Genomic DNA, 25,209 nt, shown 5'->3' on the forward strand with positions numbered 1-25,209 from the left:
GTAAACTGACTTCATGACCAAACCCGAGTACCCGCTGCTGTCGAAGATCGACTCGCCGGCCGATTTGCGGGCGTTGCCTGCGACACAGCTGGCCGACGTCGCAACGGAATTGCGCCAGTATCTGATCGACACAGTCAGCCAGATGGGCGGCCATTTCGCTGCGGGCCTCGGCACCGTCGAACTGACCGTCGCACTCCACTATGTCTTCAGCACGCCGGACGACCGGCTGGTCTGGGACGTCGGTCATCAGGCCTATCCGCACAAGGTGCTGACGGGTCGTCGTGACCAACTGCAGACGATCAAGCTGAAGGGCGGTCTCGCACCCTTCCCGACCCGTTCTGAAAGCGAATACGACACGTTCGGTGTCGGGCACTCGAGCACGTCCATCAGTGCCGCCCTGGGCATGGCCATCGGCGCCGCGCACGCCGGGCAGAAGCGACGCATCGTCTCCATCATCGGCGACGGCGCACTGAGCGCCGGCATGGCGTTCGAGGCGCTCAATCACGCGGGCAGCCTCGATGTCGACATGCTGGTGATCCTCAACGACAACGACATGTCGATCTCCGAAAACGTCGGCGCATTCTCCAATTACTTCGCGCGCGTGCTGTCCGGCAAGCTCTACGCGACCCTGCGCGAAGGCAGCAAGAAAGTGCTGCGGCGCATGCCCACCGTGTGGGAACTGGCGCGTCGCTCCGAAGAACACATGAAGGGCATGGTATTGCCCGGCACGATCTTCGAAGAGATGGGCTTCAACTACATCGGCCCCATCGACGGTCACGACCTGAATGCGCTGGTTGCCACGCTGAAGAACATCAGCGAAATGCGCGGTCCGCAGTTCCTGCACGTGATCACGCGCAAGGGCAAAGGCTACGCGCCGGCGGAAGCCGATCCGATCAAGTGGCACGGCCCAGGCCCCTTCGATGCCAAGAGCGGCGTGATCTTCAAGGAGAAGGCCAGCGGGCCCACCTATTCGCAGGTCTTCGGCCAGTGGCTGTGTGACATGGCCACGCTCGATTCCCGCGTCGTCGGCATCACCCCGGCCATGCGCGAAGGTTCCGGCATGGTGGAGTACTCGAAGCGCTTTCCGGATCGTTATTTCGACGTGGCGATCGCCGAACAGCATGCCGTGACGCTCGCCGCGGGCATGGCCTGCGAAGGACTGCGCCCGGTCGTCGCCATCTATTCCACGTTCCTGCAGCGCGCTTACGACCAGGTCATTCATGACGTGGCGCTGCAGAACCTGCCGGTAACATTCGCCATCGATCGCGCCGGTTTCGTCGGCGGCGACGGCGCCACGCATCAGGGCAGTTATGACCTCTCCTACCTGCGCTGCATTCCGAACCTGATCGTGATGGCGCCGGCAGACGAGGACGAATGCCGCCAGATGCTCTTCACCGCGGTGACGAGCGAACAACCCGCCGCCGTGCGCTATCCACGCGGCCAGGGACCCGGCGTGGCGCTGCAGCCAGAAATGCGTGCTCTGCCGATCGGCAAGGCACAGTCGCGCCGCGAAGGCCGCAGCGGTCTGGCCATCATCGCCGTGGGCTCGATGGTGCCGTTCTGCGAACGCATTGCCGAACAGCTCGACGCAACGCTGATCAACCTGCGCTTCGTGAAGCCACTGGACGAAGAACTGCTGCTGCGGATTGCCGGTTCGCATCGCGCACTGGTGACCGTGGAAGAAAACGTCGTGGCGGGTGGTGCAGGCAGCGCAATCGCGGAATGCCTGGCCGCTCATGGCTTCACATTGCCCACGCTGCACCTGGGGATTCCCGACAGCTTCATCGAACACGGCTCGCGCAACGATTGCCTGACGGCTGCGGGACTCGATATCGCTTCAATCGAAACGGCAATCAAACGCTGGTGGCAGGTGCCGGCGCGGGCGGCGGCCAGATAGTCCATCGCGTCATTCCCGCGCAGGCGGGAATCCATTCGGATCATGATGGATCCCCGCCTACGCGGGGATGGCCTCGCGTCGCGAGGTCAGTTCGGGCTCTGCAACCGGCTGATCAGGCTGCGCAGGAAAACTTTGTTGAAGCGTAGCTGGCACGCTGCCGACGACTGTTCCAGCAGCGTCGAACTCACCTTCATCAGCGTGACATTGCTCATCGCCTTGATGGTCGCCAGCCGTTTCGCGCCGCGAACGTAGCTGGTCTCACCGAAACAATCGCCCGCTTCCAGTTCGCCCACGCCATTGCCGTTGCGCATGACAGCCGCGCTGCCGGAAACGATCACGTAGAAGCGATCGTCCATTTCGCCTTCCTTGACGATTTCCTCTTCCGCATCGTAGTCCTGCCAGCTGCTTGCGCGCAGGACTTCGAGAATCTCGGCCTGCGAGAAGTCATGGAAGAACTTCAGCGTACGCAGGATCGAGAACTGCTCATGCCGGTCGATCTTCGCCGACCCTTCGCGCAGCGTCTGATGGACGCGCGTGAGGTCGGCCGCGAGTTCCAGACCATTGCGATAGCGCTTGGCAGGATCCTTCTGCAATGACTTCGCCACCGCCTCTTCCAGCAGTTCCGGCATCTCGGGGCGCAGTGCGTGGATCGGCTGCGCCGTGGCGTAAACGATCTGATGCAATAGCTTCGACAGATTGCCGCCGCGGAACGGACGGAAGCCCGTCAGTAGCTCGTACATCACCGCGCCGAGCGAATACAGATCGGAGCGGTTCGTGATATCCAGCGATTGCACCTGCTCCGGCGACATATACGAGGGGCTGCCGGCGATGCCTTCGATGCGGGAGATTTCCGAGTCCGCGACCAGCGCGATGCCGAAGTCGATGATGCGAACGTCGTTCGCCTGCGTCAGCATGATGTTGGACGGCTTGATGTCACGATGAATCACGCCGCGGCTGTGCGCGTAGTGCAGTGCCTTGGCGCACTTGTACATCATCTCGACGACGTCATCGATCGGCAGCAGGTTGTCCGGCTTGCAGTACGCCGACAGCGTGCGTGCGCCATGCACGTGCTCGGTGACGATGTAGTAGTGACCCTCTTCCTCACCCGCGTCGTAGATCGGCAGGATGTTCGGATGCTGCAGCATGCCGACCATGTGCGCTTCCGAGAGAAACATTTTGCGCGTGACGCGCGCACGATCTTCGTCGTGCGATTCGAGGTTGTAGACCTTGATGGCGACGTCGCGACGATAGTACGGATCGTGCGACAGATAGACGACGCCGGTGCTGCCCCGCCCCACTTCCTTGACGATGACGTACTTCCCGACCTTGTCAGGAGTGCGCTGCTCGCGTGTGGCTGGGCGCTGTGCCATCTGAGTGCTCGAAGAAGGCTTCACCGGGGTTCTGGATTCTGACGACAGTCGTGAGTGCGAACAGCAGTGCCGCGGCGAATAGTCCCGCGATTACGTCATCGAGCATAATTCCCAGTCCGCCGCGGAGTCTGTGATCGGCCTCGCGGATCGGCCAGGGCTTCACGATGTCGAAGAAACGGAATAGTGCGAAGCCCGCCAGCCACCAGTACCAGTCCATGGACGGCGCAGCCAGCATGGTGATGGCAAATCCCGCGATCTCGTCCCAGACGATGCCACCGTGATCGTGCACACCGAGCCGTCGGGCACTTTCACCGCAAATCCAGACACCGGTCACAGATGCGACGATTGCAAACGCCACGTGGACCTGCCAACCGAACTGCATCACGAATGCGACGATGGGAATGGCTATCAACGTTCCGAACGTACCCGGCGCCACGGGCATGAGGCCCGCGCCGAATCCGAAAGCGAGCAGGTGCACCGGCTGACGCATGAGCCGCGGTTCTGCGGACCACTTCATGGCGCGGCTTCCTTTGCTGAAAAGTGATCGTAGCCACGACGCGCGACCGTCACAGGCTGACCGTCACGCAGACATGACACGGTCGTCCCCTCCGTGATGACACCGATGCACGACGCTGACGCTGGAACAGCAGCGGCTCGATCCGGACTGACGGTGAACAGCAGTTCGTAATCATCGCCGCCTGCCAGTGCGAAATCGGCGCAGGTTGCGGCATCGAACAGCTCCTGCATCGCCGCAGATGTCGGCACCTTGTCTATGTCGACGCGGGCACCGCAGTGGCTGGCCGCGCACAGCTTGTCGAGGTCCGTAAGCAATCCGTCGGACACGTCCATCGCGGCGCTGGCAAGCGTGCGCAATTCACGGCCGAGCGACACTCGCGGCTCGGGTCGCAGGAATCGTCGTTGCAGGTGACGGGATGCCGCACTCTGTGGCACTCCTTGCTGGATCGATGCGAGGCCAGCCGCAGCCTCGCCGGGCGTACCCGAGATGAACAGCAGATCGCCCGCCCGTGCCCCGGCCCGCGTCAGCCAACGATCGGTCTCCACCAGACCGGCAACCTGCACGGTGATGACCATCGGGCCCTTCACGGTATCGCCGCCAATCAGGCTCACGCCGTGATGTCGCGCGAGATCCAGCAGTCCAGCGGAGAAGCGTTCGAGCCAGGAGATAGCGGAGTGTGGCAGTGACAGCGACAGCGTCATCCAGGACGGCTGCGCCCCCATCGCCGCAATATCACTCAGATTCACCGCCAGCGCGCGATACCCGATGTCCGCCGCATCCGTGCCGGCCGGGAAATGCACGCCTTCGACAATGGTATCCATCGCGACGACCAGGCGACGGTCAGGAGGTATCGCGACGACGGCGGCATCGTCACCGATGCCCAGCAGCACATCGCTACGCGCGTCTGCCTGCGTGAAATAGCGGGCGATGATGTCGAATTCGCCGAGACTCATGGGGAAGGAAGATTAACCGCAAAGAACGCATAGAACACAAAAATGAGAACCAGCAACAGAGCAGTCGCCACACTGGCGTCGACCCGCGCGTCTATGCGTTCTATGCGTTCTATGCGGTTACTTCGTCTCCGCGGTCCGGATCTCGCGCGCTGCGCGATCGAGCACCGCATTGACGTACTTGTGTGCGTCCGTAGCGCCGAAGCGTTTGCAGAGATCGACGCCTTCGTTGATGACGACGCGGTACGGGATCTCGGTTCGCTTGAGCAGTTCGTAGGCGCCGATCATGAGGATGGCGAGTTCGACGGGATCGAGTTGTTCGACGGGCCGGTCGACGACCGGCTTCAGCACGGCCTTGATCTGCTCACTGCTTGCAACGCAGCCCGTGAGCAGCTCCGTGAAATATTCCTGGTCGGCGCCGTCGGATTCTTCATCCGCGAGGAATTGCAGATTGATATCCGCCGCAGACTGGCCGGTCATCTGCCATTGATACAACGCCTGCATGACGAGCTTGCGCGCGACGGAGCGGGCGCGAGTGCCACGATTGCGTTTCTTGCCAGGGTCTTGAGTCATGATTCGCTGTTGATCGAAAAAAATTGCACGGCCCCGGAAGTCCCGAGGAAAGATCCAGCCCGTGCCTACTGTTCGATCTTGCGCAGCAGGTTGGCGAGTTCGATCGCGGTTACCGCTGCATCGGCGCCCTTGTTACCTGCCTTCGTGCCGGCGCGTTCGATGGCCTGTTCGATGGTGTCCGTCGTCAGCACACCGAATGCGACAGGGATGCCGGTATCGTTCGCCACCCGTCCGAGTCCGCCTGCGCACTCGCCCGCCACGTAGTCGAAATGCGCGGTCGCACCCTTGATCACTGCGCCCAACGCGATGATGGCGTCGTAACGCTTGCTGAGCGCCAGCTTGCGCGCCACCACTGGCAGGTCGAACGCGCCAGGCGCCCGCACGATTTCGATCTGCTTATCGCTTGCACCATGCCGCTTGAGCATGTCGACCGCGCCGCGTACGAGTTGTTCAACGATGAAATCGTTGAAGCGCGACGCGAGGATCGCAAAGCGCAGTTCACGGACCTGCAGGTCGCCTTCGAGGGTTTTGATGTCCATAGCTTGGCTGACTGGCTAACCGGCTAACTCGCAAGTTGGCCAGGGCATGATGAAGATGGGTTTGCGGGTGCAAAGTATAGCGAGTTGCCGGCGCCGGGTTCGACTCTTGTCCGGCTCCGGGACCTGCCGGTCGGCCGATCAGCCGCTGCCATCCACGTACTCGACCACTTCCAGGCCAAAGCCTGACAAACCATGCATCTGTTTCGGCGCGGACAGTACGCGCATCCGGGAAATCCCGAGATCCCGGAGAATCTGTGCACCTATACCGTAGGTGCGCAATACACCCGCGCCCGGGAGCTGCGCCGGCGCAGCTGCACCGGTCTGCGTGAGCGACTGCACGGCGTCCATGAGATCGCGCGGCGTTTCTTCCGGCCGCAGGATCACGACAACGCCCTGCCCGTCATTCGCGACCCGCTGCATCGCCGAGCGCAGCGGCCAGCCGAGCAATTCGTTCTGGATGCCGACCGCGTCGCGCAGCGTGTCCTTCAGATGGACGCGCACGAGCGGCACCTTGCCGTTGTCGAGCTTGCCACGCACCAGCGCCAGATGAACCGTGCGATTGACGTGGTCCTCGTAACACATCATCTGGAATGCGCCGAATTCGGTCTGTATCTCCTGCTCCGAAATCCGCTCCACCGAGCGCTCGGTTTCCAGCCGGTAGCGAATCAGATCCGCGACGGTGCCGATCTTCAGCTGGTGCAGCTCCGCGAATTTTTCCAGGTCCGGGCGGCGCGCCATCGTGCCGTCGTCGTTGAGGATCTCGACGATCGCCGCCGCAGGCTCCATGCCGGCAATGCGCGCGAGATCGCAGCCTGCTTCCGTGTGTCCCGCACGCGTCAGCACACCACCGGCCTGCGCCATGAGCGGAAAGATGTGACCCGGCTGACGCAGGTCTTCGGGTCGCGCGTCGCGTTTCACGGCGGCGCGGATCGTCTGCGCACGATCGTGCGCAGAGATGCCGGTCGTCACACCCTCCGCGGCTTCGATCGACACCGTGAAATTGGTGGCGTGATTCATATGGGTGGAACTGACCATGAGCGGCAGACGCAGCTGTCGGCAACGATCACCCGTCAGCGTCAGACAGATCAGGCCGCGCGCATATCGCGCCATGAAGTTGACGTCGTCGGCGCGCACGCACTCCGCCGCCATCACCAGGTCGCCTTCGTTCTCGCGATCCTCATCGTCCATGATGATGACCATCTTGCCGGCGCGGATATCGGCCAGGATTTCGTCGATCGAATTCAGTTTCATGGGAGCAGATCAGCCTACCAACGTCGTACCAGCGGGACGCAGCACGAGCTTTACATCAGGACCCATCGCCTCGGTGCGATGCAGTGAGAATTGTACGCGATCGGCCAGGCGTTCCAGGCGCGGCAATCGCAGCATCGGGCGCGCATCGGGTCCGAGCAGCACCGGCGCCATATACACAATGAGTTCGTCGGCCAGGCCTGCTTCGATGAAGCTGCCTGCGAGCGTGGGACCTGCCTCCACCAACACGTCGTTGCATTGCAGCTTGCCCAGGTGCGCCAGGACCTGTGACAGATCGAGACCACCAGTGGCGGCACGCGGCACGGCGATGATCCGTGCGCGCTCGTCGAGATCCTGTCGCACGGCAGCATCGTCGGCCGTGAAGATCACGACATCACCGACCTCGGCGAACAAGCGCGCCGCTGCGGGGGTGCGCAACGTCGAATCAAGGACCACTCGCAACGGCTGGCGTCCCTGCAGATCGATCGTGTCGTCGCGAACGGTCAGTCGCGGATCATCCGCCAGCAATGTCGCGATGCCGGTGAGAACCGCGCCGGACTCGGCACGCAGCTTCTGTACATCGGCTCGCGAAACATCGCTCGTGATCCAGCGGCTCGCGCCGTTATGCAGCGCGACCCGTCCATCCAGACTTGCGCCGAGCTTCACCGTGACACGGGGCAATCCCGTGGCCATGCGTTTCTCGAAGCCGGCATTCAATTCGCGCGCTGCAGTTTCGAGCAGTCCGGTCTGCGCGATGACGCCGGCATCCCGCAGCTGACGTACGCCATGGCCGTGGACCCGTGGATTCGGGTCCAGCGCCGCCGACACCACTCGCTTCACACCTGCCTTGATCAGCGCCTGCGTGCACGGCGGCGTCCGACTCTGATGAGAGTGCGGCTCGAGCGTCACGTAGACGGTCGCTCCGCGCGCCGCATCGCCGGCTGCCTGCAGCGCAATCGGTTCGGCATGCGCTTCACCGGATTTCCGATGCCACCCTTCGCCGACGATCCGCTCTCCCTGCACGATGACGCAGCCTACCCGCGGATTCGGTTGCGTCGAATAGCGACCCAGCGCTGCCAGCTCCAACGCGCGCTGCATCATGCGACGATCGAAGTCGGTGAACTGAACCGACATCAGCGCTTCTTCCGCTTGTCGTTGTTCGCCCACAGCGCCAGTTGATTTTCGGTTTCCTGACGCGTGCGCCGATGACGCATGCGCTCGATCTCTTCGCGAAACGCATCGACGTCCTGGAAGCTGCGGTAGACGGATGCAAAGCGCACATACGCAACTTCATCGAGATCGTGCAGCTCCTCCATCACCAGCTCGCCTACTTGCCGCGACGCAACCTCGCGCTCGCCAAGCGCGCGCAGCTTGTTGCAGACGTGCACGACAGCAGCGTCGATGGCTTCGCTGGCAACCGGACGCTTTTCCAGCGCCTTGAGCATGCTGCCGCGCAGCTTCTGCTCGTCGAATGGCTCACGAGTCTCGTCGCTCTTGATGATGCGGGGCATGACGAGTTCGGCGCTTTCGAAGGTCGTAAAGCGCTCGCCGCACTTCAGGCACTCACGGCGCCGGCGAATCTGCTGCCCCTCGCTCGCCAGCCGCGAGTCGATGACCTTGGTTTCTTCGAAATTGCAGAAGGGGCAGTGCATCTATTTCATGTGACGTGGGTGTCAGAAGTGACGAAAGTGACAAGGGTCCGACCCCTCGTCACTCCCGTCACCCTCGTGACTTTCGTCACTTTGCCTTGCCGTACACCGGGAATTTCCTGCAGAGCGCCTCGACTTTGCCGCGTGCCTGCGTCACCGCTTCCTCGCTGCCATTGGCGTCGAGGATGTCGGCGATCCAGCCCGCGAGTTCGATGACCTCGGGTTCCTTGAAGCCGCGCGTCGTGGCGGCCGGCGTGCCGATGCGCAGACCGCTCGTGACGAACGGCGGACGTGGATCGTTCGGGACCGCGTTCTTGTTGACGGTGATGTGCGCACGGCCGAGCGCGGCATCTGCCTCCTTGCCGGTGATGTCGCGACCGATCAGGTCCACCAGGAACAGATGGTTGTCGGTACCGCCGGAAACGATCTTGTAGCCGCGCTTGATCAGCGTATCGGCCATGGCGCGCGCATTCGCGACCACCTGCTGCTGGTAAGCCTTGAACTCCGGCTGCAGCGCTTCGAGCAGCGCCACGGCCTTCGCCGCGATGACATGCATGAGCGGGCCGCCTTGCGTGCCAGGGAACACCAGCGAATTGAGCTTCTTTTCGATCTCCGGATTGGAGCGCGCCAGGATCAGGCCGCCACGCGGACCGCGCAGCGTCTTGTGAGTCGTGGTGGTGACGACGTCGGCATGGGGAATCGGGTTCGGATACACGCCAGCGGCCACCAGGCCGGCAACGTGCGCCATATCCACCACGAACAATGCACCCACTGCGTCGGCAATCTGGCGGAAGCGCGCCCAGTCCACGACGCGCGAGTACGCAGAGAATCCCGCGATGATCAGGCGCGGGCGATGTTCCTGCGCCAGCCGCTCGACCTGCACGTGGTCGATTTCGCCCGACACCGGGTCGATGCCGTACTGCACGGCCTTGAAAATCTTGCCCGAGAAATTCACCTTGGCGCCGTGCGTGAGATGGCCGCCATGATCGAGACTCATGCCCAGGATCGTGTCGCCCGGATTGATCAGCGCGAGATACGCCGCCGCATTGGCCTGCGAACCCGAATGGGGCTGCACGTTCGCATAGTCCGCGCCGAAGAGTTTCCTGGCACGGTCGATGGCGAGCTGTTCTGCGATGTCGACGAATTCGCAACCGCCGTAGTAGCGCTTGCCCGGATACCCTTCCGCGTACTTGTTGGTGAGCACGGAGCCTTGAGCTTCGAGCACGCGCGGGCTGGCGTAGTTTTCCGACGCGATCAGTTCGATGTGGTCTTCCTGGCGCTGGATCTCGCCATCGATGGCCGCTTTGAGTTCAGGATCGAAATCGGCGATTTTCTGATCGGCTGGGAACATGGAGGGGGAACTCGCACCACAAGGGAAAGGGGGGCCGGGATTGTAAGGGGTTAGCCCCCTGGCCGGTAGCCGCAGACCGGGAAGTCGGGTTTCACACGGAGTTCACGGGGATCACGGAGGGTAGATCCAGGGAACCTCTGATTAATCCGTCACTCCCGCGCAGGCGGAGTCCATCTGATTGATGCAGATAGATTCCCGCCTACGCGGGAATGACGAATCTGGAATTAATCAGACCTTTTCCTCGATATTTGGATCTCCGTGTCCTCCGTGAACTCCGTGTGAACCTCTTGTCCGGCTCAGGAGTCGATAAGCGCCTGGACCACACCGGACCAGGCCCTGGCGAGGTTGCGACGGTTGTATCCCCCGCCTCCCATGGCGACGACCCGGCCGTGCCCGAGGCGGTCGGCGACGGCGCATAGGCGAGCGGCTGCATGTCCATGCGTGTGTTCGCTGAAGGCCATGTGGGTCAATGGATCACCCTCGACGCTGTCGGCGCCGCACTGGAGCAGGATGAATTCCGGGCGACCGGCTTCGATGAACTCCTCGACCCGCGACCAGGCTGCATGGAACTCCGGATCGGCCGCTCCCGGCGGCAGAGGAATGTTGAGTTTGGTTCCCCGGGCTGGACCCGAACCGGCTTCCTCCACCGAGCCGGTTCCTGGATACAAGTGGCGACCGTCTTCGTGGAGGTCGGCGAACAGCAGATCCGGGTCCGATTCGAATGCGTAGAAGACCCCGTCGCCGTGATGCGCATCGATGTCGACGTAGGCGATCCGCCGCAGTCCGTGCTTGCGCCGCAGCTGCTCGATGGCGACGCCGCAATCATTGAATACACAGAATCCCGCGGCGCCGCCCCGCGACGCGTGGTGCAGGCCCGCAATGGGGATGAACGCACGCCGCGCATGACCTTCCATCACTGCATCGACCGCATTCAGCGTGGCGCCGACGACGGCGCTCGCTGCCTCGAAAACACCCCGCCAGGCAGGCGTATCGCCGGCATCCAGATAGCCGAGCCCGCTGAGAGACCGGCTCTGCACCAGGTCGATGTACTGCGGCGTGTGGAACGACTCGAGTTCCTCCCGGCTCGCCTCGCGCGGCGTGCCGCGGATCACCTGTTGATCCAGACCGCGGGACTGCAGTTCGCGCATGAAAGCCTCATGCCGATCGGGCCCGAAGGGATGCCCGTTGGGAAATCCGTAGCGGGCAATCTGTTCGCCCACGACCAGCAGGACGGTGGATGGCTTGCTCACGGCGCGAGCATGGGCGGAAGCCCGGGAGATTGAAAGAGCCGGGGAATCCATTCCGGCCGGCGCCTCCGCTATCATCCGCCCCCTTCCTTTCACTGCCCTGCCCGAGAAGTTCATGGCCCAGTTCATTTACACGATGAATCGCGTCTCCAAGGTCGTCCCGCCGAAGCGGGTGATCCTGCGGGACATTTCCCTGTCGTTCTTTCCGGGGGCCAAGATCGGCGTGCTGGGTCTGAACGGCTCCGGCAAATCCTCGCTGCTGCGAATCATGGCCGGCATCGACAAGGAGCACGATGGCGAGGCGCGACCGCAGCCGGGCACCAGGATCGGCCTGCTGTCCCAGGAACCGGAACTCGATCCGTCCAAGGACGTCCGCGGCAACGTCGTCGAAGGCGTCGCCGAGGTGCAGTCGCTGATCGACCGCTTCAATGCGGTCAGCGACCGATTCGCCGATCCCGACCTGGGCGAAGAGGAGATGAACAAGCTGCTGGAAGAACAGGCCAAGCTGCAGGACGCCATCGATGCCAAGAACGGCTGGGAACTGGAGCGCAAGCTCGAAGTTGCCGCCGATGCGCTGCGTCTGCCGCCGTGGGATGCGGATGTCACGAAGATTTCGGGCGGTGAACGTCGTCGCGTCGCGCTGTGCCGCCTGTTGCTGTCGCAGCCCGACATGCTGCTGCTCGACGAACCGACCAACCATCTCGATGCGGAATCCGTCGCATGGCTGGAACGCTTTCTCGAAGCCTATCCGGGCACCGTGATCGCCGTGACGCACGATCGCTACTTCCTCGACAACGTCGCCGGCTGGATTCTCGAACTCGACCGCGGCCATGGCATTCCCTGGCAGGGCAACTATTCGTCCTGGCTCGAACAGAAGGAAAAGCGCCTCGCGACCGAAGAGAAGCAGCAGGAAGCACTGCGCAAGGCACTGGCACGCGAACTCGAGTGGGTGCGGCAGAACCCCAAGGCGCGTCAGGCCAAGAGCAAGGCCCGTCTGCAGCGCTTCGAGGAACTGTCGTCGCAGGAATTCCAGAAGCGCAACGAAACCAATGAAATCTACATTCCGCCCGGTCCGCGCCTCGGCGACCTGGTGATCGAAGCCGAGGGACTCAAGAAAGGATTCGGCGACCGCCTGCTGTTCGACAACCTGAGCTTCAATCTGCCGGCGGGTGGCATCGTCGGCGTCATCGGCCCGAACGGCGCCGGCAAGACGACCCTGTTCCGCATGATGACGGGACAGGAAAAGCCAGATGCCGGCGAATTGCGCGTCGGGCCATCGGTGCAGCTGGCCTATGTCGATCAATCGCGCCAGTCGCTCGATGACTCCAAGACCGTGTGGCAGGAGATTTCCGGCGGCCTGGACATGATCACCGTGGGAACGTACGAAACCTCGTCGCGCGGCTACGTCGGCCGTTTCAACTTCCGCGGCGCGCAGCAGCAGCAGTTGATCGGCGAACTCTCGGGTGGTGAACGCAATCGCGTGCACCTCGCCAAGGTACTGAAGTCCGGCGGCAACGTACTGATGCTCGACGAACCCACCAACGACCTGGACATCGAAACCCTGCGTGCACTCGAAGAAGCACTGCTCAGCTTCCCCGGCTGCGCCATCGTGATCTCGCACGATCGCTGGTTCCTCGATCGCATCGCGACCCACATCCTCGCCTTCGAAGGCAACAGCGAAGTGGTCTGGTTCGAGGGCAACTACGCCGAATACGTAGAAGACCTGCGTCGTCGCAAGGGCGATGATGCGGATTCGCCGCATCGCATTCGTTACAAGAAACTGGACGCTTAAGAGCCGGATTTCACACGGAGCTCACGGAGGTCACGGAGATTCAGAAGACAGCGGATTCGGATTCGCACTTCACCACTCCGTGTACTCCGTCCCGCGGGATTTCCTTTGGCCATGACCGCTGTGTGAAATTCCTCGCTTGGGGCTGCAGCCGTGCACAACACCGATCCGCCTGTGCTGGAACTCGATGGCGCGTCGTTGACGCTGCCGCAGCTGCGCACGTTCGAGGCGCAGCGTGTGCGCGTCGTGCTCGCCGCGTCAGCGCGTACAAAGATGCAGCGAAGCATCGATGTCGTGCGCGAGGCGGTACGCACGGACCGGTTGAGTTACGGCATCACGACCGGCTTCGGCGCCTTTGCCAACAAGCGCATTTCGAGCGATCAGTTGCGGCAGTTGCAGCTCAACCTGCTGCGCAGCCACACCACTGGCATCGGTTCGCCACTGGCCGCGCCGCTCGTGCGCCGCATGTTGCTGCTGAAGGCGAACAGCCTCGCCGCAGGCTATTCCGGCATCCGCCACGAGGTCGTCGAGGGACTGTTGTCGCTGCTGAACAGCGACGTGCTCCCCATCATTCCGGAGCGCGGATCCGTCGGCGCATCGGGCGATCTGGCTCCCCTCGCCCACCTGTCCCTGTGCCTGATCGGCGAAGGCGAGGCAACGCTCGACGGCAGAACGCTCGAAGGCACGGCGGTGTGCGAGGCTGCAGGCTTCGCTCCGCTGACGCTGGAAGCGAAGGAAGGCCTCGCACTGATCAACGGCACGCAGTTGAGTCTGGCACTCGCACTCGACGGCCTGTTCCGCGCGGAATCGCTCCTGGATGCGGCCGTGGTCGTCGGCGCGCTCACCGTCGATGGACTGGCCGGCAGCTACACGCCCTTCGACAAACGCATTCACGAAGCGAGTCGCCTGCCGCATCAAGTGGAAATCGCGCGGCGCTTCGGCATCCTGCTGACGGAAAGCGCGATCCACAGCGGTCACGAGAATTGCGATCGTGTGCAGGACCCGTACGCCGTGCGCTGCATGCCGCAGGTTCTCGGCGCCGTCGAGGCGGCGCTCGATCACGGCCGCAGCGTATTGGCCGCTGCCATCAACGGCGTCTCGGACAATCCGCTGATCTTCGACAACGACATCCTGTCCGGCGGCAATTTCCACGCCGAGCCGCTGGCGATGCTCAGCGACTACCTGGCCATCGGCGTCTGCGAAATCGCCAGCATGTCCGAGCGGCGCACCGACCTGCTGGATCGTCGGGTCAACCCGGCACTGAACATGTTCCTGACGACCGAACCAGGGCTCGAATCGGGATTCATGATTGCGCACGTTGCCGCGGCAGCACTCACTTCTGAAAACCGCACCCTTGCGCATCCCGCCTCGGTCGATAACGTGACCACCTCAGCAGGCCAGGAGGATCACGTCAGTATGGCGCCGTGGGCCGGCTACAAGCTGCGGCGCATCTGTACGAATACTGCCCATGTGCTTGCGATCGAATTGCTGGCGGCGGCCCATGCGATCGATATGCTGAAGCCGCTGCAGACCACTCAACCATTGCAACAAGTGCATGGCTTCGTGCGTCGTTTCGTGGAGCATCGGCCGTACGACCACCGGCTGGACAGGGACATCGCGGCACTCGCGCAGCTGATCGAGAGCGCAGAGCTGGGAAGATTTCTGGAAGGCGATAGGCCCCTGGGCCCCAGGCTCTAGGCTCTAGCCAGATCAAGACGACTACGGAGCACTGCATGGTTTGCCCAGAGAACGTTCAATCGCATCCTCGGCATCGTTCCGGCCTAGCGCCCAAGGCCTAGCACCTGGAGCCTTCTTCATGAACTCCGACGCCATTGCCATCGTCATCGCCGTCTTCGGCGGACTGTTGCTGCTCCTGGCTTGCCAGCGCCTGTATCGCGCGCGCTTCCTCGCCGCGGGCGGCAGTGCGCTGATGGGCTTCCTGCTGCTGGCTTGTGCCGCACTCTTCTTCGTCGTCTCGTTGAACCTGCATACCTACGCGCGCCTGACCTACGAACAGCCGATCGCCGAGATCGTCTTCGAAGGCCGCGGACCGCAACGCTATCGCGCCACGCTGACGCGGATGCCGGGCGGCGAAATGCAGATATTCATGCTGGCCGGCGATGAATGGCAGCTCGATGCGCGCGTTCTCAAATGGAAGGGCTGGGCCAACCTGCTGGGACTGGACGCCCAGTACCGTCTCGAGCGCGTGGGCGGACGCTACCGCGACATCGAGCAGGAACGTCACGCCCAGCGCACGGTGTACGCGCTCAGCGAAAATCCCGGCATCGATCTGTGGGAAATGTCGACGAACTATCCGCGCTGGCTGCCGTTCGTGGACGCCATCTATGGCAGCGCCACGTACATGCCCATGGCGGAAGGCGCGCGTTACCAGGTCTCGCTCACGCAATCGGGACTGATTGCGCGGCCGTTGAATTCACAGGCAGAACTGGTGGCGACGAAGGTAGCGGTCGGAAATTAACAATTATCAGTTCACAATTAACAATTCAGAGTGGAATCGTTTTCCCAATGATTCATTGTCAATTGTGAATTGTTGATTTCTCATCCAACCCATACGCGTGCATTTCTGAAAATGCGCATCCACGGACTGTCGTCGCCCCACTCGTCGGGGTGCCACGAATTCTGCAACGTGCGGAACACCCGCTCCGGATGCGGCATGAACAATGTCACGCGACCGTCCGGCGTGGTGATGCCGGTCACACCCTGCGGCGAACCGTTCGGATTGGCCGGATAGCGCTCCGTCGCCTTGCCGGCGTTATCCACGAAGCGTAACGACAACAGCTGCTGCGCGGCGCAGGCGGCGAGATCCGCAGGACTGCGGAATTCTGCCAGGCCTTCGCCATGCGCAACGGCAATCGGCATGCGTGAACCCGCCATGCCCGACAGGAACACGGAGGGAGACGGCAGCACTTCGACCAGGCTCAGGCGGCCTTCGAACTGCTCGGAACGATTGCGCACGAATCGTGGCCAATGCTCGGTACCGGGAATCAGCTCCCGCAGCGCCGACATCATCTGGCAACCATTGCACACGCCCAGCGAGAACGTATCAGGACGTGCGAAGAACGCTGTGAACTCATCGCGCAGACGCGAATGGAACAGGATCGACTTCGCCCAACCCTCGCCGGCACCAAGCACGTCGCCATACGAGAATCCGCCACAGATCACGAGGCCCTGGTAGTCCGCGAGCTGCGTGCGCTGCGCGAACAGGTCCGTCATGTGGACATCGAAGGGCGTGAAGCCGGCGCGATCGAATGCTGCCGCCATTTCGACATGGCTGTTCACGCCCTGCTCGCGCAGGACCGCAACTCTCGGCCGCGCACCTCTGGCAATGAACGGGGCTGCGACGTCCTCCTGGATATCGAAACCGAGCCTGGTATGCAGGCCCGGGTCGCGCGGGTCGATCGCTGTCTCGAACTGCTCCGTGGCGCACTGTGGATTGTCACGCAGCTGCACCATGCGGTAGCTCGTCTCGGACCACGCACGACGCAGGTCCGTACGCGATTCTTCGAGCACAGGCTTTGCACCGGCATGAATGCGAATGCGATCTTCGCCGTTCACCGTACCGATCACTTGCGTGATCACACCGAGCAGATGCCGGTCGAGGATTTCCGCCACTGTGGCGACATCGTCGCTGCGGACCTGGATCACCGCGCCGAGTTCCTCGCTGAAGAGCCGTGCCGTCGCGTCACGCGGCGTGCCACCGAGATCGACTTCGATACCGCAACGACCGGCGAACGCCATTTCCACCAGCGTCACGAACAGCCCGCCGTCGGAACGATCGTGATAGGCCAGCAGCAAGCGCCTGGCGCGCAATTCGGCCATCGCGGCGAAGAATGCACCGAGCGTTTTCGGATCGTCGCAATCCGGCGCGACACGACCGAGCTGGCCATAGACCTGCGCCAGGCACGACCCACCCAGACGATTGCGTCCACCGCCAAGATCGATCAGCAACAACTGCGATGCGCCACAGTCGGTGCGCAACTGTGGCGTCACCGTCTTGCGTGCATCCTGCACAGGTGCGAATGCGGAAACGATCAGCGACAACGGCGCGACCATCTTGCGTGCCTCGCCCTGCTGACTCCAGCTGGTTTTCATGGAGAGCGAATCCTTGCCCACCGGAATCGCAATGCCGAGCGCAGGACAGAATTCCTCGCCTACCGTTTTCACGGTCGCGTAGAGATCCGCGTCTTCACCCGGTTCGCCGCAGGCCGCCATCCAGTTGGCCGACAGCCGCACATCGGAAATCCTGGCGATGTCCGCTGCCGCAATGTTCGTTATGGCCTCGGCCACTGCCATGCGTCCTGACGCAGGCGCATTCAGCAATGCCAGCGGCGTGCGCTCGCCCATGGCCATCGCCTCGCCCGCATTCGAGCTGTAGTCGCTCAGCGTCACCGCGACATCGCTGACCGGCACCTGCCACGGTCCGACGAAAGGATCGCGGCTGATCATGCCGCCGACGCTGCGATCGCCGATCGTGATCAGGAAGGTCTTGTCGGCGATCGCGGGATAACGCAGCAATCGATACGCGGCGTCGCGAATGTCGACGGATGCGGCGTCGAAGTCGTCGCTGATACCCGGCAGCGTCGTCACGTCGCGCGTCATCCGCGGCGGCTTGCCGAAAATGACGTTCATCGGCACATCGACCGGCGCGTCGTGCAGCTGTGGATCGTCGACCTTGAGCCAGCCGTCGTCGGTGATGTCGCCGACGACCGCGTACGGGCAGCGTTCGCGGTCGCACATCGCAGCAAAGCGTTCGATCTGGTCCGCGGCGACGATGAGCACGTAACGCTCCTGCGCTTCGTTGCACCAGATTTCGAGCGGCGACATGCCGGGCTCGTCGGAAAGAATCCTGCGCAGATCGATGCGCCCACCGCGCTTGCTGTGATCGATCGATTCCGGGATCGCATTCGACAGCCCACCCGCGCCGACGTCGTGCACGAGCAGGATCGGATTGTTCTCGCCCATGGCCCAGCACTGATCGATGACTTCCTGGGCGCGACGCTGAATCTCGGGATTGCCGCGTTGCACGGAGGCGAAGTCGAGGTCTTCTGCGCTCGTACCGCTGCCCACCGAGGATGCCGCACCACCGCCGAGGCCGATCAACATCGAAGGTCCGCCCAGCACGATGATCTTGCCGCCTACCGGCACTTCGGATTTTTCGACATGCATGCGGCGGACGTTGCCGACGCCGCCGGCGATCATGATGGGCTTGTGATAGCCGCGCAGCGACGCGCGTTCCTGCGTGCGCGCCTGCAGTTCGAACGTGCGGAAGTAGCCGAGGATATTGGGCCGGCCGAATTCATTATTGAACGCGGCGGCGCCGAGCGGACCCTCGATCATGATGTCGAGCGCGGAGGCAATGCGGCCAGGCCGCCCGAAGTCCTTCTCCCACGGCTGCTCGAAACCGGGAATGCGCAGATTCGACACTGAAAATCCTGCGAGGCCCGCTTTCGGCTTGCCACCACGACCGGTCGCACCTTCATCCCGGATTTCGCCGCCCGAACCGGTGGACGCACCAGGAAACGGTGAGATGGCCGTCGGATGATTGTGCGTCTCCACCTTCATCAGGATGTCGATGGATTCGACAGCCGACTGGTACTGATGCGTGTCGACATCCGGGAACCAGCGCTTGCCGATCGGCCCTTCGATCACTGCCGCGTTGTCGCGGTACGCCGAGAGGACGCCGTCCGGATTGCGCTCATGCGTGTTGCGAATCATCGCGAACAGCGACTTGGGCTGGCGCTCGCCGTCGATGATCCAGTCGGCGTTGAAAATCTTGTGACGGCAATGCTCGGAGTTCGCCTGCGCGAACATCATGAGCTCGACATCGGTGGGATCGCGACCCAGAGCGCCGAAGCTCGTCACGAGGTAGTCGATCTCATCGTCGGACAGTGCGAGTCCCAGCGACGTGTTGGCTGCTTCAAGTGCCTTACGCCCCTGCGCAAGCACGGGAACGGTATTGAGTGATCGGGGTTGGTCGTGCGCGAACAGCTGCTCCGCTTCGCCAAAAGACGCGACCGCGGCCTCGGTCATGCGATCGTGCAGCAGCGGCGCGATGTCCTGCAGTTGCTGCGAAGACAACGCAGCGTCCGACGTTACCCAGAACGCCACGCCGCGTTCGATGCGTTCGATCGCATCGAGTCCGCAGACATGCGCGATGTCGGTCGACTTGCTCGACCACGGCGAGATCGTGCCGGGGCGGGGAATAACGACGACCGTCGGCGCCGACGCAGGCGTGTCCGCTTCGACGCGGGGGCCGTAGGTCAGCAGAGCTTCGAGAATACGCCGCTCCTCGGCCGTCAGCTCACGACGCGTCTGCACGAAGTGCACGAAGCGCGACGTCAGCGATTCAATGGCGGGATTGCGCGCGCGGGCGGCGGCAAGGAGTTTGCTAATGCGGAAATCGGAGAGAGCGGGTGCGCCGGTCAGTGTCAGCATCTTGAAGCCAGTCGGCTCGCAGGAGGCGCGAACCGCGAGGAAAAATTACGGGAGCGGATGATACAGGAAGAGGGGCTGCTGGGCGCTGGGCTGTCGGCCAGCCGGAAAAGTCTCCTGGTCCTTCATCTGGCCAGCAGCCCAGCGCCCAGCCGCCTATTTTTTTTCCGGCGTATACATCGGCATCGGAAAGGCCGTCACATTGGAGCCACCCTCGAGGGCGCTGATCTTGCTGACCCCCTGCTTGCGGACTTCGTCGATTCGCAGAACCGAATGCATGGGCAGGTAGGTGCGTTTGACCCCCTCGAACTCGGACTTGATGCGCTCCTCGCTCGGATCCAGCACGATGGTCGTCCGCTCGCCGAAAACCAGCTCCTCGACCTCGATGAAGCCGAAGATCGAGCCGTGATTGACCTTGCGGGCATAGATCTCGTAGACCTTGCCCTGGTTGACAAAAACGACCTTGAAAATGTGACTCGCTGCCATATCTGCGCCGGGGACGGGTTGGTACGCTGCGAGCATATTACATAGCGCGGCTCCAGTGCCCTTTAGATGGACCCGGACGCCCGTTATGCGGCACTTAAGGAAATCCCTCTACCAATGGCACTGAAGCTCAGGGTCATCAGCGACCATTACAAAGCGCTCGGCAAACGCAGCTCGCAGCTCTTTGGCGTGACCGGCGGACGGATCGGCCGTGCCCAGGACAACGATTGGGTCCTGCCGGATCCTGATCGCTATGTTTCCAGCCACCACGTGAAAGTGTCCTTTCGCGCCGGCAAATGGGTACTCGAGGACACGAGCACCAATGGCACGTTCATCAACGGCTCCGACACCGCGGCATCGCTCGAGGGCCCCTATGCGCTGCAGGATGGCGACCGCCTGCGCCTGGGCGACTATGAATTGCTGGTCAGCATCGACGAACGCAATGACTTCTCGTCCGACGCCACCGGTCAGTTAGCGACACCGGCGCGAGTGCGTAACGGCGGCAAGGCGCCGGAACCTGCCGAAGACCTCGGCGAAGAACTCGATATCACCGACCTGCTGGGCGATTCCTTCCTGCCGAACAGTATTCCGCAACCCAGCAAGCTGACGCCGGAGCCATTCCTGCTGACGGACGAGATCGATCTCGATCCGCGCAAGACCCCGGCGCCCGTTCCGGCCGCGACCCAGGGCGGATTCACTTCGCTGCTCGACAGTCTCGGCGATCCGGGCGAGCGGACCGTGGCTCAAGCGAAGTCCGCCACCCAGTCCAGGTCCGACGATTGGCAGATGCAGACACGGCCCTACGATCGCAAGAGTCTCGCCGCCCTGCCCCCAGCTGCCCTTGCCACTAAAACACCACCCCCGGCAGCCGCGCCAACGGTCGTTCGGGCGCCGCGTCCCGCGCCGGCCGCAACCGCAGCAACTCATACTGCAGCGAGTGCACCGGCTGCGGCGCCCGCTCGCGAGCCTGAGCGCCTGCGTCGCGCGACTGATCACATCGACAGCGGCGTCGAAGCCTTCTGTCGTGGCGCCGGTATCGACCCGGCGGCTCTGCCGGCCGATGCGCATGCCTCGTTGCTGGCGCTGGCCGGCCAGATGCTGCGTGAATCCGTCATGGGCATCATGGAAACGCTGCACAGCCGTTCGGACATGAAGGGCAAGCTGCGGCTGTCGCAAACGTCCATTCAGCCAGCCGAAAACAATCCGTTGAAATTCTCGCCAAGCGTCGACGATGCCGTGTTGCGGCTGCTCAGTCCGCACGGCTCACGGTATCTGGGCCCGGTCGAGGCGATCCGCGACTCCTTCGCGGATCTGCAGCATCACCACACTGCGACGATGTCGGCAGTTCAGGCCGGCATGGACGAGTTGATGAACCGCATCGAGCCCGGTGAATTGCAGGACCGTTTCGATCGCGGTCTGAAGCGCGGCGCCCTGCTCGGCGCAGCGAACAAGATGAAGTACTGGGATCTCTACGCCGAGTTCTACCAGGCGCTGAATCAGCGCAACGATCAGGGACTGCCGACGGTGTTCGCCGAAGAACTGGCGAGGACCTATGCAGAGAAGTCGGTCAGAAAAAAATGATTGCGTGATCGAACGATCCGGCCAGCGGCATCACTGCACGGCCTGATCGTTCCTCGCCCGGTTGGCCGGCGGTGCTGAATCCGCCGCCACCCAATCCAGAATGTCGATGTAGCCGCGGATGTTCTCCACGAACCGCACCGGTTCCCAGCCGCGTGCATAGCCGCGTTTGACCTGCGTGTACCATTTCGATTGCGTCAGCAATGGCAGGTGCTCGCGCACATCACTCCACAGGTCCGGATTCTTGCCATGCATCTGCGTAAGGATGCGCGCGTCTTCGAGATGCCCGATACCGACGTTGTAGGCCGCCAGGGTCATCCAGGTGCGATCGGGCTCCAGAATCCGCGCGGGAATCTGACTGCGCACCAGCAGAAAATAAGAGGCGCCGCCGAAGATGCTCTGGCGAGGGTCGAGGCGATCGGTGAGCCCCAGACCGCGTGCCGTTTCCTCGGTCAGCATCATGAGCCCACGCACTCCCGTCGGCGAGGTGGCGGTCGGTACCCAATGCGATTCCTGGTAGCCAATAGCCGCCAGCAAGCGCCAGTCGACGCCGATCTGCGCCGCCGCCTCCTTGAACCAGTGTCGGTATTGCGGCAGGCGTGCCTCGATGTCCTGCATGAACACGCGCGCCTGGATGTAGTCGAAGCGATCGACGTCACCGTAGTAAGTATCGAGAATCGAAGCGAGCCGCCCCTCCGCTGTCACGGCGGCGTAATAGGCGGTTACGCGCTGCAGCAGACTCGGATCCCGCGCATCGACAGCCCACGCAAGTGCCTTGCTGCCCGACAGATCGAAGGCGACACGGATCTCCGGATGGAACGAGCGGCCGATGGCGAACTCGTTCGAATCCGCCACCGTGTAGTCGATCTCGCGCCGCGATAGCCGATACAGAAGTTCCTCGGTTTCGGTCGCAGAGTTTTCCACCCAGGACAAGTTGGGCACCGTCAGACGCGCAGCCTCGAGCGACGCCACGTGCGAACTGCCCGCTACGACTTCTATATGGGTGTTCACGGCCTGGCGCAGCGTGCGGGCGCGCCCATTTCCCTGCCGATAGATCAGGTGTTCCCTGACCTGTTGATAGGGAGGACCGAAGGCCAGCTGCGACGGCAATCGCATGCCCCGGGTCAACCCCGCCGCGCCGATGTGCGCCCGATGCAGCGCCAGCTCGCGTATGACATCGCCCGCGTTGGGAACCGAATAAATGTACAGGCGCACGCCCAATTCGGCAGCAAGCTGGCTGGCCAGTTCGAACTCAGGGCCCTGGGGGCCGGACGCACCGAGGTAATAGGTACTGGGCAAGTTGCGCGTAACGACACGCAATTCGCCGCTGTCGAGGATCTGCTGCAGAACTGTCGGCGGTTGCGAACAGGTCCCCAGAAGCAGCATCGCAATGATCGCCAGCGCGATCTTCAACGCCGGCCTCCGCGTCGCGGAAGTAGTAACGACAAGGCTCGCAACCCTTCGTAGTGAAAGAACGGCGTACAGCCTACAGTCTTGCACCTGTCCTGGTATAGAATGCGCGCCGCGCGCGGAGAGGTGGCAGAGTGGTCGAATGTACCTGACTCGAAATCAGGCGATGTCGCAAGACATCCGTGGGTTCGAATCCCACCCTCTCCGCCACTTAAAATTTCACAAGAAGGCCCTCCCCTGGAGGGCCTTTGTATTTGTGGCATCGGGCGGGATGCCCGGGTCGAGGATTCGGCAAACTCGCTTCCTTGATGAGACCGGATGGCGATAACTCGCGCCGGACGCAGGCACGCGCCATCCCTCCGCCTGGCATCAGCACATTTCGTCCACCGCATCGACGGGCGACAGCACCAGGTTTTTCCAATTGTTGGTCCGTGGATGAGGAACCCGCTCCAGACCCAATGGCCGCGCGCCTCTCGCAAGATTCGGGCATCGCGGAGGGCCCGTCCCGCACTGATCCGCCAAGAGCTACCCCTCCGAAGGCAAGTGTCCGGTCCGAACCGATTCCATTCAGCTCAGTCCAATCCCACGCGCTTTACATTCCTGGCGACACGGCACCACACTGCCGGCTCACGAGACATCCATCAATGCGAAAGATCGCCATTTTTCTGGCAGCGGCCCTGACGACCATCGGGGCGGGCGCGCAGCAGACCAATACCGGGGACGATCTGCCTGATATCGGCAGTCCCGCGCAGGCGATGCTGACGCTCGAGGACGAGCGCCAGATTGGCCGCATGGTGGTGCGTGGGTTGCGCGACCAGGACCAGATCCTCGATGACCCCGAGGTCGCCGAATACGTGCAGTCGCTCGGTTCGCGGCTGGCCATCGAAGCCCACGATGGCGCACAGCGCTTCACCTTCTTTACGGTAAAAGACCGCGGCATCAACGCCTTTGCGTTGCCGGGCGGCTTCATCGGCGTCAATGCGGGGCTGGTACTCGAGACCAGGAACGAGAGCGAACTGGCCGGCGTGGTGGCGCACGAAATCGCGCACGTCACGCAGCGCCATATCGCGCGCAGCATCGCCGCGCAGAGTCGCTCGAGCCTGGTGTCCACCGCCGCGATGCTCGCTGCCATCCTGCTGGGCGCCGCTGCCGGCGGGGGCGATGGCGCCATGGCCGGTGTCGCAGCCGCGCAGTCGCTGGCGATCCAGCAACAGATCAGCTTCACACGCGAGAACGAGACCGAAGCCGATCGCGTGGGCCTGGGAATTCTGGCGCGTTCGGGATTTGATCCCGAAGGCATGCCGAAATTCTTCGAAACCATGAGCCGTCTGGCCGGCAGCAGCGAATTCAACATTCCCGAAATGCTGCGCACGCATCCGGTCACCAGCACGCGTATCGCCGAGACCAGGGAACGCGCCGATCAGCTCAGTGTCACTCCCCTGCCTGACAGCATGAGCTATGCGCTCACCCGCGAACGCCTGCGCGTGCTCTCGACCCCTGCTGGCAAAGATCCGCAGGAGTACTACGCAGCCGTGATCAAGAACGAGCCCGATGCCAGTTCAGCCCAGGTCTACGGACAGGGACTCGCGATGGTGATGTCGGGTCATGCCGACAAGGCCATCCCGGTGTTCCGCAAATTGCGCGATACGGACCCCTCGGTCATGCAGTACCACACCGCATTGGGGCAGGCGCAATTGCGCGCCGGCCAGGGTAAGGCATCGCTCGAAACGCTGGCGAAAGCGCGCGAACTGTTCCCGCGCAATGTCGCCGTCACCGTGCGCTACGCCGAGAGCCTGATGCAGAGTGGCGATGCGAAGGCCGCGCACGAGATCTTGCTCGACCTGTTCAATGCGGTGCCGCCAACGCCCGAACAAGCCCGCCTCACCGCACTGGCGGCAAACGCCGCCGGCGACGTGGCGGACTCCTATTACTACATGTCGGAGTACCACATCATGAGTGGCGACCTGCCGCTGGCGATCAACCAGCTGCAACTGGCGCTGGCCGTGCCGAAAATAACGTCGGTGCAGCGCGCACGCTTCCAGGCGCGACTCGAAGAAGTGCAGCAGGCCATGCCAAAACGCGGTTCACGCCGGGCGTCCAGCGGACAGCCGCGCCTGCAAGGGATGAATTGATACAATGCCGGCGCCCGGGTTGC

19 protein-coding genes and 1 tRNA gene are annotated in these 25,209 nt (G+C 62.9%); 7 read left to right on the plus strand and 13 right to left on the minus strand.

Annotated features, from left to right (window positions below; translation table 11 throughout):
- The first annotated feature begins 13 nt into the window (after window positions 1–13).
- Window positions 14–1,897, plus strand: a complete 1,884-nt coding sequence (gene dxs / locus VIZ63_RS15860; RefSeq protein WP_331610645.1) for a 1-deoxy-D-xylulose-5-phosphate synthase — start codon at window positions 14–16, stop codon at window positions 1,895–1,897.
- 86 nt (window positions 1,898–1,983) lie between these two features.
- Here dxs and VIZ63_RS15865 read toward each other — a convergent pair whose 3' ends face one another.
- The 10 genes from VIZ63_RS15865 to VIZ63_RS15910 form a co-directional block, all read right to left on the minus strand.
- The gene (locus VIZ63_RS15865) at window positions 1,984–3,267 is read right to left on the minus strand and encodes a serine/threonine-protein kinase (RefSeq protein WP_331610646.1); all 1,284 of its coding nucleotides are present in this window, start codon (window positions 3,265–3,267) and stop codon (window positions 1,984–1,986) included.
- Window positions 3,227–3,784 carry a phosphatidylglycerophosphatase A gene (locus VIZ63_RS15870; protein WP_331610647.1) on the minus strand — a complete coding sequence of 186 codons (558 nt, stop codon included), beginning with the start codon at window positions 3,782–3,784 and terminating at the stop codon, window positions 3,227–3,229. The genes VIZ63_RS15865 and VIZ63_RS15870 overlap by 41 nt, the downstream gene beginning before the upstream one ends.
- Window positions 3,781–4,737: a thiamine-phosphate kinase gene (gene thiL / locus VIZ63_RS15875; protein WP_331610648.1), complete on the minus strand. Its 957-nt coding sequence runs from the start codon at window positions 4,735–4,737 to the stop codon at window positions 3,781–3,783. Before thiL ends, VIZ63_RS15870 begins: the two co-directional genes overlap by 4 nt.
- Before the next feature lie 117 nt (window positions 4,738–4,854).
- Window positions 4,855–5,307 (minus strand): transcription antitermination factor NusB, encoded by a 453-nt coding sequence (gene nusB / locus VIZ63_RS15880; protein ID WP_331610649.1) that lies wholly within the window; start codon window positions 5,305–5,307, stop codon window positions 4,855–4,857.
- Between the two features lie 65 nt (window positions 5,308–5,372).
- The gene (gene ribE / locus VIZ63_RS15885) at window positions 5,373–5,846 is read right to left on the minus strand and encodes a 6,7-dimethyl-8-ribityllumazine synthase (protein ID WP_331610650.1); all 474 of its coding nucleotides are present in this window, start codon (window positions 5,844–5,846) and stop codon (window positions 5,373–5,375) included.
- Window positions 5,847–5,984: 138 nt separating this feature from the next.
- Entirely contained in the window at window positions 5,985–7,097 is a 1,113-nt protein-coding gene (gene ribBA / locus VIZ63_RS15890; protein ID WP_331610651.1) for a bifunctional 3,4-dihydroxy-2-butanone-4-phosphate synthase/GTP cyclohydrolase II, read from the minus strand.
- Between the two features lie 9 nt (window positions 7,098–7,106).
- Window positions 7,107–8,228: a bifunctional diaminohydroxyphosphoribosylaminopyrimidine deaminase/5-amino-6-(5-phosphoribosylamino)uracil reductase RibD gene (ribD, locus tag VIZ63_RS15895; protein ID WP_331610652.1), complete on the minus strand. Its 1,122-nt coding sequence runs from the start codon at window positions 8,226–8,228 to the stop codon at window positions 7,107–7,109.
- Window positions 8,228–8,746 (minus strand): transcriptional regulator NrdR, encoded by a 519-nt coding sequence (gene nrdR / locus VIZ63_RS15900; RefSeq protein ID WP_331610653.1) that lies wholly within the window; start codon window positions 8,744–8,746, stop codon window positions 8,228–8,230. Before nrdR ends, ribD begins: the two co-directional genes overlap by 1 nt.
- A gap of 85 nt (window positions 8,747–8,831) precedes the next feature.
- Complete coding sequence (gene glyA, locus VIZ63_RS15905; RefSeq protein WP_331610654.1) at window positions 8,832–10,094, minus strand: serine hydroxymethyltransferase; 1,263 nt, start codon at window positions 10,092–10,094, stop codon at window positions 8,832–8,834.
- Between the two features lie 296 nt (window positions 10,095–10,390).
- On the minus strand, window positions 10,391–11,344 hold the full coding sequence (locus VIZ63_RS15910; protein ID WP_331610655.1) for an acetoin utilization protein AcuC: 954 nt from the start codon (window positions 11,342–11,344) through the stop codon (window positions 10,391–10,393).
- 112 nt (window positions 11,345–11,456) lie between these two features.
- Between VIZ63_RS15910 and ettA the strand changes: the two genes are divergently transcribed.
- The 3 genes from ettA to VIZ63_RS15925 all read left to right on the plus strand — a co-directional run bounded on the left by ettA (window position 11,457) and on the right by VIZ63_RS15925 (window position 15,609).
- Window positions 11,457–13,133 (plus strand): energy-dependent translational throttle protein EttA, encoded by a 1,677-nt coding sequence (gene ettA / locus VIZ63_RS15915; protein WP_331610656.1) that lies wholly within the window; start codon window positions 11,457–11,459, stop codon window positions 13,131–13,133.
- 150 nt (window positions 13,134–13,283) lie between these two features.
- On the plus strand, window positions 13,284–14,828 hold the full coding sequence (hutH, locus tag VIZ63_RS15920; RefSeq protein ID WP_331610657.1) for a histidine ammonia-lyase: 1,545 nt from the start codon (window positions 13,284–13,286) through the stop codon (window positions 14,826–14,828).
- A gap of 118 nt (window positions 14,829–14,946) precedes the next feature.
- Window positions 14,947–15,609 (plus strand): hypothetical protein, encoded by a 663-nt coding sequence (locus VIZ63_RS15925; protein ID WP_331610658.1) that lies wholly within the window; start codon window positions 14,947–14,949, stop codon window positions 15,607–15,609.
- Between the two features lie 80 nt (window positions 15,610–15,689).
- On the opposite strand, the gene purL is transcribed toward VIZ63_RS15925, so the two are convergent.
- The gene (gene purL, locus VIZ63_RS15930; RefSeq protein ID WP_331610659.1) at window positions 15,690–19,586 is read right to left on the minus strand and encodes a phosphoribosylformylglycinamidine synthase; all 3,897 of its coding nucleotides are present in this window, start codon (window positions 19,584–19,586) and stop codon (window positions 15,690–15,692) included.
- Window positions 19,587–19,739: 153 nt separating this feature from the next.
- Window positions 19,740–20,069, minus strand: coding sequence for a DUF1820 family protein (locus VIZ63_RS15935; RefSeq protein ID WP_331610660.1), 330 nt, complete (start codon window positions 20,067–20,069; stop codon window positions 19,740–19,742).
- Between the two features lie 114 nt (window positions 20,070–20,183).
- Here VIZ63_RS15935 and tagH point away from each other — a divergent pair, with 114 nt between their 5' ends.
- On the plus strand, window positions 20,184–21,647 hold the full coding sequence (gene tagH, locus VIZ63_RS15940; protein WP_331610661.1) for a type VI secretion system-associated FHA domain protein TagH: 1,464 nt from the start codon (window positions 20,184–20,186) through the stop codon (window positions 21,645–21,647).
- A gap of 30 nt (window positions 21,648–21,677) precedes the next feature.
- Here tagH and mltF read toward each other — a convergent pair whose 3' ends face one another.
- Window positions 21,678–23,057, minus strand: a complete 1,380-nt coding sequence (mltF, locus tag VIZ63_RS15945) for a membrane-bound lytic murein transglycosylase MltF (protein WP_331610662.1) — start codon at window positions 23,055–23,057, stop codon at window positions 21,678–21,680.
- A gap of 117 nt (window positions 23,058–23,174) precedes the next feature.
- Between mltF and VIZ63_RS15950 the strand changes: the two genes are divergently transcribed.
- A tRNA-Ser gene (locus VIZ63_RS15950) sits at window positions 23,175–23,264 on the plus strand.
- Window positions 23,265–23,698: 434 nt separating this feature from the next.
- Window positions 23,699–25,186: a M48 family metalloprotease gene (locus VIZ63_RS15955; protein WP_331610663.1), complete on the plus strand. Its 1,488-nt coding sequence runs from the start codon at window positions 23,699–23,701 to the stop codon at window positions 25,184–25,186.
- Window positions 25,187–25,209: the final 23 nt, after the last annotated feature.

This window comes from Povalibacter sp., assembly GCF_036520495.1.
GTDB lineage: Bacteria > Pseudomonadota > Gammaproteobacteria > Steroidobacterales > Steroidobacteraceae > Steroidobacter.

What these genes read in the sequence shown, in the direction of transcription:
- dxs (WP_331610645.1), top strand. Translation starts at nt 14, where the DNA reads ATGACCAAACCCGAGTACCCGCTGCTGTCGAAGATCGACTCGCCGGCC.
- VIZ63_RS15865 (WP_331610646.1), bottom strand. Translation starts at nt 3,267, where the DNA reads ATGGCACAGCGCCCAGCCACACGCGAGCAGCGCACTCCTGACAAGGTC.
- VIZ63_RS15870 (WP_331610647.1), bottom strand. Translation starts at nt 3,784, where the DNA reads ATGAAGTGGTCCGCAGAACCGCGGCTCATGCGTCAGCCGGTGCACCTG.
- thiL (WP_331610648.1), bottom strand. Translation starts at nt 4,737, where the DNA reads ATGAGTCTCGGCGAATTCGACATCATCGCCCGCTATTTCACGCAGGCA.
- nusB (WP_331610649.1), bottom strand. Translation starts at nt 5,307, where the DNA reads ATGACTCAAGACCCTGGCAAGAAACGCAATCGTGGCACTCGCGCCCGC.
- ribE (WP_331610650.1), bottom strand. Translation starts at nt 5,846, where the DNA reads ATGGACATCAAAACCCTCGAAGGCGACCTGCAGGTCCGTGAACTGCGC.
- ribBA (WP_331610651.1), bottom strand. Translation starts at nt 7,097, where the DNA reads ATGAAACTGAATTCGATCGACGAAATCCTGGCCGATATCCGCGCCGGC.
- ribD (WP_331610652.1), bottom strand. Translation starts at nt 8,228, where the DNA reads ATGTCGGTTCAGTTCACCGACTTCGATCGTCGCATGATGCAGCGCGCG.
- nrdR (WP_331610653.1), bottom strand. Translation starts at nt 8,746, where the DNA reads ATGCACTGCCCCTTCTGCAATTTCGAAGAAACCAAGGTCATCGACTCG.
- glyA (WP_331610654.1), bottom strand. Translation starts at nt 10,094, where the DNA reads ATGTTCCCAGCCGATCAGAAAATCGCCGATTTCGATCCTGAACTCAAA.
- ettA (WP_331610656.1), top strand. Translation starts at nt 11,457, where the DNA reads ATGGCCCAGTTCATTTACACGATGAATCGCGTCTCCAAGGTCGTCCCG.
- VIZ63_RS15925 (WP_331610658.1), top strand. Translation starts at nt 14,947, where the DNA reads ATGAACTCCGACGCCATTGCCATCGTCATCGCCGTCTTCGGCGGACTG.
- purL (WP_331610659.1), bottom strand. Translation starts at nt 19,586, where the DNA reads ATGCTGACACTGACCGGCGCACCCGCTCTCTCCGATTTCCGCATTAGC.
- VIZ63_RS15935 (WP_331610660.1), bottom strand. Translation starts at nt 20,069, where the DNA reads ATGGCAGCGAGTCACATTTTCAAGGTCGTTTTTGTCAACCAGGGCAAG.
- tagH (WP_331610661.1), top strand. Translation starts at nt 20,184, where the DNA reads ATGGCACTGAAGCTCAGGGTCATCAGCGACCATTACAAAGCGCTCGGC.
- VIZ63_RS15955 (WP_331610663.1), top strand. Translation starts at nt 23,699, where the DNA reads ATGCGAAAGATCGCCATTTTTCTGGCAGCGGCCCTGACGACCATCGGG.